At 65.9% G+C, this 6,882-nt stretch carries 7 protein-coding genes; 5 read left to right on the forward strand and 2 right to left on the reverse strand.

Annotation, left to right across the window (positions count from 1 at the left end):
- Positions 1 to 14: 14 nt before the first annotated feature.
- Positions 15 to 1,199: a DNA polymerase III subunit beta gene (dnaN, locus tag AB4Z09_RS14705; protein WP_114720277.1), complete on the reverse strand. Its 1,185-nt coding sequence runs from the start codon at positions 1,197 to 1,199 to the stop codon at positions 15 to 17.
- A 570-nt stretch (positions 1,200 to 1,769) separates the two neighbouring features.
- On the reverse strand, positions 1,770 to 3,359 hold the full coding sequence (gene dnaA / locus AB4Z09_RS14710) for a chromosomal replication initiator protein DnaA (RefSeq protein ID WP_114720275.1): 1,590 nt from the start codon (positions 3,357 to 3,359) through the stop codon (positions 1,770 to 1,772).
- Between the two features lie 663 nt (positions 3,360 to 4,022).
- On the opposite strand from dnaA, the gene rpmH reads away from it, so the two are divergent.
- The 5 genes from rpmH to AB4Z09_RS14735 all read left to right on the forward strand — a co-directional run bounded on the left by rpmH (position 4,023) and on the right by AB4Z09_RS14735 (position 6,672).
- Positions 4,023 to 4,166, forward strand: a complete 144-nt coding sequence (gene rpmH, locus AB4Z09_RS14715; RefSeq protein ID WP_005516618.1) for a 50S ribosomal protein L34 — start codon at positions 4,023 to 4,025, stop codon at positions 4,164 to 4,166.
- Between the two features lie 27 nt (positions 4,167 to 4,193).
- On the forward strand, positions 4,194 to 4,571 hold the full coding sequence (gene rnpA / locus AB4Z09_RS14720) for a ribonuclease P protein component (RefSeq protein WP_114720273.1): 378 nt from the start codon (positions 4,194 to 4,196) through the stop codon (positions 4,569 to 4,571).
- On the forward strand, positions 4,568 to 4,909 hold the full coding sequence (yidD, locus tag AB4Z09_RS14725; RefSeq protein WP_442240071.1) for a membrane protein insertion efficiency factor YidD: 342 nt from the start codon (positions 4,568 to 4,570) through the stop codon (positions 4,907 to 4,909). Before rnpA ends, yidD begins: the two co-directional genes overlap by 4 nt.
- A 75-nt stretch (positions 4,910 to 4,984) precedes the next feature.
- Positions 4,985 to 6,088 (forward strand): membrane protein insertase YidC, encoded by a 1,104-nt coding sequence (yidC, locus tag AB4Z09_RS14730; RefSeq protein ID WP_442240072.1) that lies wholly within the window; start codon positions 4,985 to 4,987, stop codon positions 6,086 to 6,088.
- 20 nt (positions 6,089 to 6,108) lie between these two features.
- Positions 6,109 to 6,672 (forward strand): Jag family protein, encoded by a 564-nt coding sequence (locus AB4Z09_RS14735; protein ID WP_114720267.1) that lies wholly within the window; start codon positions 6,109 to 6,111, stop codon positions 6,670 to 6,672.
- Positions 6,673 to 6,882 lie beyond the last annotated feature (210 nt).

Genomic DNA, 6,882 nt, shown 5'->3' on the forward strand with positions numbered 1-6,882 from the left:
CTGCGACGCGGGGATCAGCCCGGCAGTCGAACCGGCATCAACAGGTACGTGTAGTCGCTCTCCGGCGCCGGGAACGCACCGGACTCGCCGCGCTCGGGCGCTTCCTCGCCGGCCGGGCGCAGCACTGCGGGGCGGCTGGGCGTGGTGAAGCCGAACAGCACGCGCTCCGAGTGCAGCGACGAGAGGCCGTCGATGAGGTAGCCGGGGTTGAACGCGATGATCAGCGGCTCACCCTGGAAGTCGGCCTCGAGCGACTCCTCGGCGCGGCCGGCATCGTCGCCACCGGCGGACAGCAGCAGACCGTCGGCGTTGAACTCGAGCCGCACCTGCGCGCCGCGCTCGGCGACCAGGGCGACACGCTTGATCGCCTCGACCAGCGGTGCCACCTCGACCGTGGCCATCGCGGTGTGCTCGGCCGGCAGCAGCTGGCGGAACTTGGGGAACTCGGCGTCGAGCAGGCGGGTGGTGGTGCGGCGGCCGTCGGCGACGATGCCGAGCATGCCCTCCGAACCGACCGATGCCCCGGAACCGAGCGCGAGCTCGACGGGCGCGAGGGTGTTGCCGCCCAGCGTCTTCGCGGACTCGGACAGCGTCTTGGCGGGCACCAGGACCGCGGCGGAGGTCTCGCCCGCGGTGGGCATCCACTCGAGCTGACGGACAGCCAACCGGAAACGGTCGGTGGCCGCGAGCACGACGTTGGTGCCCTCGATCTCGACGCGGATGCCGGTGAGCATCGGGAGGGTGTCGTCCTTGCCGGCCGCGACGGCGACCTGGCTGATGGCCTCGGAGAACAGATCCACCGGCACCGAACCGGTCTGCTGCGGCAGCGTCGGCAGCTGCGGGTAGTCCTCGACGGGCATGGTGGGCAGCGAGAACTTGGCGCTGCCGCACGTGATCAGCACGCGAGTGCCGTCGACGGTGACGTCGACGGGCTTGTTGGGCAGGGCCCGGGTGATGTCGGCGAGGAGCTTGCCGGACACGAGGACCTGACCGGTGGTGGTGACCTCGGCCGAGACGCGCACCTGCGCGGAGACCTCGTAGTCGAAACCGGAGACGGTCAGTCCCTGCTCGTCCGCACCGAGCAGCACGCCACCGAGGACGGGCACCGGCGGCCGCGAAGGCAGACTGCGCGCGACCCATGCGACGGAGTCGGCGAAGTCCTCCCGAGCAACGCGAAACTTCATACTTCCAAGCTCCATCGCTCGGGTGTTCCTCTCGGTAGGCACGGACGTATCTGCAGCAGCTGCGCACGAAGGCTGCAGAGGCTGCGCTAGCAGTCTGACACAGCGGCCAGAGGACACCGTATGCGTTCGGAGGTCGTGTTGAAAAGCGGGCGCCGGCGCCTCGAGACACCTCGAGGCGGGCTGTGAACAGTCGGGTTCGCCCGGATGTTCACAGGGCCTGTTTTCAAAGAACTTCTCTCGAGAAGACTTCAATCTCAGTAATAGGCACTGTGGAATCTGTGGATGGACGCTCGAAGTTGCTGGTCCCCGGCACTCGAGGCATGGGGACTTCTCGAGGACGTACTCGAGGACGAATCGGGCGCGGTTGTGGATACCTCGAGACAGTTCGAAGTTGTCCCACAGTTGTCCACAACGATTACACCTTATACACACACCTATCCACAGGTGTGAATTCTTTCGGATTCGTGTCTCGAGTCACCCCGGAAGCACGACATCCGCACGGGAGAATCCGTGCGGATGTCGGTGGATCGTGCGGCGGTGCCGTTCTCGAGACGGTCCGGCTGTGTCGGTTCTTGTCGGTTCTTGTCAGCTCTTGGAGCGCTGCTTGATGCGAGCGGTGAGCTCCTGCACCTGGTCGTAGACCTTGCGCCGCTCGGTCATCTCCTTGCGGATCTTCTTGTCCGCGTACATGACCGTGGTGTGGTCCCTGCCGAACGTCTGGCCGATCTTGGGCAGCGACAGGTCGGTGAGCTCGCGGCACAGGTACATGGCGATCTGGCGGGCCTGCGCGAGCGGTCGGGCCTTGCCGGGGCCGCACAGGTCATCGATCGACGTGTTGAAGTACTCGGCGGTCACCGCCATGATCGTCGCCGCGTTGATCTCGAGTGCCGCCGAATCGGGCATCAGGTCCCGGAGCACCACCTCGGCGAGCTTGAGGTCCAGCGCCTGCCGGTTGAGCGACGCGAACGCCGTCACACGGATGAGCGCCCCCTCGAGTTCGCGGATGTTGCGTTCGATCCGGCTGGCGATCAACTCGAGGACGTCGTGCGGAACATCCAGACGGTCCATCCGCGCCTTCTTCGACAGGATCGCGATCCGCGTCTCGAGTTCGGGCGGCTGGACGTCGGTGATCAGACCCCACTCGAAGCGGGTCCGCAGCCGCTCCTCGAGCGTCGCGAGCTGCTTGGGCGGGCGGTCCGAGGACACCACGATCTGCTTGTTCGCGTTGTGCAGGGTGTTGAAGGTGTGGAAGAACTCTTCCTGGATACCTTCCTTGCCCTCGATGAACTGGATGTCGTCGACGAGCAGGATGTCGGTCTCGCGGTACCGCCGCTTGAAGGCGACCTTGCGGTCGTCACGAAGACTGTTGATGAAGTCGTTCGTGAACTCCTCGGTGGAGACGTACTTGACCCGCATGCCGGGGAACAGACGCTGCGCATAGTGGCCGGCGGCGTGCAGCAGGTGCGTCTTGCCCAGGCCGGACGCGCCCCAGATGAACAGGGGGTTGTAGGCGCGGGCCGGTGCCTCGGCGATCGCGACGGCCGCGGCGTGCGCGAACCGGTTGGAGGCGCCGATGACGAACGTGTCGAACGTGTACTTCGCGTTGAGGCTGTTGCCACCCGACGACGCCGTCGCAGTGCTCGTCGGCGGCTTGGTGAAGTACGACGGCCAGGACTCGTGGACGCTGGCCAGCGCCTCGCGGTCGTCGTCGACCTCCTCGTGCTCGGCGAGGTCCGTCGGGACGGGGTCGGCGGCGCCCATCGCGAGATGGCGTCGGCGGTGCGCGCCCGACCCGGCGTCGGCGAAATCGGTGGACCCGACACGCTCGTTCGCGCGGGGCGCGGAGTCGATGTCGTTGCTGCTCAGGGGCTCGCCGAGGGTGTCGGCGTCCTCGGACGGTGCGGCGATGCGCACACCCAGCCCCTCGACCTTCTGCCCCAGATGGAGGTTGAGGGCCCGCAGGATCGGCTCCCGCAGATCGCGTTCGATCGCCTCCTGCGCCAGCGGCGACGGCACCGACAGCAACGCGAAACCCTGTGCGTACGTGAGCGGCTTGACGAGTGCGAGCCACGCCTTCTGTGCCTTGGTGAGTGCTGCGCCGTCCCCGGCATCGGAGGTCAGTTCTGCAACGACGTCGCGCCAGACATTCGCCAAGGCGTTCGGATCGTCGTTCACTGTGTGTCCTCCCCGTATGCGGGCCTGAACGGCCCGTCGCCGTGGTTGTCGGTTGAGCTCCCCCCGGTGAGGCTGGACCCCTTACTGGGCAACGAATATGCCACCCGAGCTGTGTTTCCACACAATTATCCACAGATGTGGACAACGCTCGAGTGCGGGGTTCGTCCACTCGGCATTCGGCGCGTACCGAATACTCGAGGCTGTCACCTGGTGGTATGCGCTCAGGCGGGGGAAGTGCCGGCACTGCCGGCGTCGACACGGGCCGCGCGTGGTGATGTTAGTTGCCTTACAGTCCCGATTCTCGAGCGTCGCAGGGGGAAGGCTGATTCGCAGCGGGCGAGATCCACGGTGCGACGCGAGCATCCGGGCTTCGGCTGTGCCATGCAGGGACGGTAACAATCGGTCGGTTCCTGCACGGCGATTCCACGCAATTGGCGCGTTCGGCCCCGCCGCGGATCCCGGTCGAGGATCTCTCGAGGTCTCGAGACCGATCCGGTTTGACCTTGCCTGTGGCGATCAGTACCCTCGAACAGTCACCCGATGGTGGAGGATGTGCGCTGGCCAGAGGTCGCGCCCCAGCGCTCTCGTGTGATCACCAGATTTTCCATTTGAAATGTTAGACCGACGCCGACCGGCGTCACCGAGCTTCGAGGAGTGTTGACCGTGGCCAAGGGCAAGCGGACGTTCCAGCCGAACAATCGCCGCCGCGCGCGCGTTCACGGCTTCCGTCTTCGTATGCGGACCCGTGCGGGTCGTGCAATCGTGTCGGCGCGTCGCCGTAAGGGCCGCGCCGAGCTCACCGCCTGATTTCGATACCGACTTCAGGAGCTCGGGGTGTTACCTGAGCCGTACCGCCTGCGTCGTCGCTCGGATTTCTCCGCGACGGTGCGTGGCGGACGTCGAATGGGTAGACGAGATCTGGTCGTCCACGCTCTCGAGCGTGGCTCGACCGACACCCTGGTGAGTATCGACGGTCCCCGTTTCGGGCTCGTCGTCAGCAAGGCTGTCGGGCCGGCGGTGATTCGACATCGAGTCGCCCGCCGGTTTCGTCATATCTGTGCCGGGTTGGTCGAGACCGTTCCCGTCGACACCGACGTTGTGATTCGCGCGTTGCCTGGTTCGGCGACCGCGACTTCCCGGGAACTCGACAAGCAGCTGCGGTCCGTGCTCCGAAAGATGGATCTGCTGGCTGACGAAGGTGATCCGGCATGAGTAGCGAACTCGATGAGGCGCGGACCGATTCCGGTCCGCGCTCTTCGTCGTTCGCGGGTACCCTCTGGACGACGCTGCGAAGCTTTCCCGCGCGCGTCCTGATCTTCCTCATCGAGCTGTACCGAACCTATGTGTCCCCACTCCGCCTGCCGACCTGTCGGTTCACACCGACCTGCAGCGAGTACGCGGTCGACGCGCTACGCACCCACGGTGCGGTGAAGGGTTCGGCGCTCACTGTCGTGCGGATTGTGAAGTGCGCGCCCTGGCACCCTGGTGGGTGGGATCCCGTCCCGGAACGTCGAGGACGACACATCCACCACCATGCGAGCCAGGAATGATGCGCCGCGCTCGCCCGATACTTGCCCAACACCACGGTGTGGTGAACGTGGACGAACAGAGGAGTACTTAGAGCCGTGCTCGACATCATTTACTATCCGGTGTCCGGGATCCTGTGGGTCTGGCACAAGGTGTTCGGCGCCGTTCTCGGCGACGACAACGGCATCGCCTGGGCGCTGTCCGTCATGTTCCTGGTCTTCACGCTGCGCGCCATCCTCTACAAGCCGTTCGTGAAGCAGGTGCGCACCACGCGGCAGATGCAGGAGCTGCAGCCGCAGATCAAGGCGCTGCAGAAGAAGTACTCCAAGGACCGCCAGCGGATGGCCCTGGAGATGCAGAAGCTGCAGAAGGAACACGGCTTCAACCCCGTTATGGGCTGTCTGCCGGTGCTGCTGCAGGCGCCGGTGTTCATCGGCCTGTTCCACGTCCTGCGCTCGTTCAACCGCACCGGTACCGGCTACGGCGGTCTCGGCATGTCGGTCGAGGAGAACGCGAACACCGCGAACTATTGGTTCAGCGCCACCGACGTCCAGTCGTTCCTGAGTGCCCGTCTGTTCGGTGCCCCGATTTCGTCCTACATCACGATGCCGAAGGAGACGCTCGAGTCGTTCGGCGCCTACGGCACTGTGCCGACGGTCGCGAACATCGCCGCCGTCGCGGTTCCGCTGATGATCATCGCGTCCGTCGCGACGCACTTCAACTCGCGCGCCTCGGTCGCGCGTCAGAGCGCCGCCGCGGCAGCCAACCCGCAGTCCGCGATCATGAACAAGCTCGCGCTGTGGGTGTTCCCGCTCGGCGTGCTCGTCGGTGGCCCGTTCCTGATGATCGCCATCCTCCTGTACTGGGTGTCGAACAACATCTGGACCTACGCGCAGCAGCACCTCGTCTTCCGCAAGATCGACGCGGAGGAGGACGCCAAGAAGCAGGCCGCGCTCGAGCGTCGTGCCGACAACGCGCCGAAGCCGGGTGCACGTCCGTCGCTCGACAAGAAGAAGAAGGCCGCCCCGTCCTCCCAGGTCGTCGACGCCGAGTCCACCGATGCGGAGACGTCGGAGACCGGAGAGTCGTCGGCTGACGAACGAACCGGATCGGGTGGTGGATCGACCGGGCAGCAGCGCCCCAAGCCGAAACCGCGGCCGGCAGCGAACCGCCCCAAGAGCAACAAGCGCAAGCGGCGCTGACCTCCAGAAAGAGAACGACCATGACCAGTGAGCAGGACACCGCCCGGGCCGGTGAGAACAGGGAGGGCACAGACGTGGTACTCGAGACGCAGAACGTGGACACGGACGCGGACACCGACACCGAGGACGAACTGATCGAGGAAGGCGAGATCGCCGGCGATTACCTCGAGCAGTTGCTCGACGTCCTGGACTTCGACGGCGACATCGATCTCGACGTCGAGGGCGACCGTGCGGTCGTGAGTATCGACGGCGGCGACGATCTGTCGAAGCTGGTCGGCCGCAAGGGCGAGGTGCTCGACGCCCTCCAGGAGCTGACCCGTCTCGCGGTCCAGCAGTCCACCGGTGTGCGTAGCCGCCTCATGCTCGACGTGGCCGGCTGGCGTGCCGGACGTCGCGCAGAGCTGAGCGAGCTCGGCAAGGCCGCGGCGGAGCGTGTTCTGGCCTCGGGCGAGCGCGAGGAACTCACCCCGATGACGCCGTTCGAGCGCAAGATCGTGCACGACGCCGTCGCCAAGGTCGACGGTGTGTCCAGCGAGAGCGAGGGCGCCGAGCCCAACCGTCGCGTGGTCGTGCTGAAGGACTGATCGCACCCGGCTGACGTCGGTGCAGAGGCCGAGGGGATCTCAGTCCCAGGACTGAGATCCCCTCGGCCTTTCTCTTGTTGTTGTGGTGGTGGGTTGGGGAGGATGTTTCACGTGGAACTGGTTGATGAGCAGTGGGATGTTGTCGGTGCGGTGGCTCGGGTGTTCGGTGAGCGGGCGTCGTTGGCGGAGGCGTATCACGCGTCGTTGGCG

The sequence above is a fragment of the Rhodococcus sp. TAF43 genome (assembly GCF_052113525.1).
Classification (GTDB): domain Bacteria; phylum Actinomycetota; class Actinomycetes; order Mycobacteriales; family Mycobacteriaceae; genus Prescottella.

Excerpts from the sequence above, each read along its gene's own strand:
- dnaN (WP_114720277.1), bottom strand. The coding sequence starts at position 1,199 with ATGGAGCTTGGAAGTATGAAGTTTCGCGTTGCTCGGGAGGACTTCGCC.
- yidD (WP_442240071.1), top strand. The coding sequence starts at position 4,568 with ATGAGTAGCGAACTCGATGAGGCGCGGACCGATTCCGGTCCGCGCTCT.
- AB4Z09_RS14735 (WP_114720267.1), top strand. The coding sequence starts at position 6,109 with ATGACCAGTGAGCAGGACACCGCCCGGGCCGGTGAGAACAGGGAGGGC.